General features: G+C 38.3%; 1 protein-coding gene. It reads right to left on the bottom strand.

What is annotated here, in order from left to right; translation table 11 throughout:
- A partial coding sequence (locus tag M3610_RS28690) for an IS110 family transposase (protein WP_251455815.1) occupies positions 1-337 on the bottom strand: 337 nt, incomplete at its 3' end.
- Positions 338-441: the final 104 nt, after the last annotated feature.

Below are 441 nucleotides of genomic sequence, written 5' to 3' on the forward strand. Positions count from 1 at the left end.
CTCCCGCTCGATATAATTGAGCGAGTCGAACGGAATCTCTACGATCCGTTTTAATACGCTCACCAGGTTTTTTAGGAATTAAAGATGGCGCTATAACCATACAGTGAATATTTAGAGTAAGGAATAACCTATACAATGCATATCCGGTAGGACCTGCTTCGTAACACACTCGTAAGTTCTCGCCGTTTCCTAACTTTTTCATCAATTTCTTAACTGCTTCTGGAGTATTCGAAATCATGCCCCAATATCTAGGCTCATCTCGACCTTCATCTGCAATCGCAACAGCTATTTTTTCTTTTGATACGTCTAAACCTACATATTTTATGGTATCCTTCATAATAACTAGCTCCTTCCGTAATGTAGCTCTGATTTGGTTATGTTTTTTCCAGTAAACATTCTAACCAAATTAATCTACGATGTTACGAGTAAGGAGCTAGTTTC

This window comes from Neobacillus sp. MER 74 (assembly GCF_023714155.1).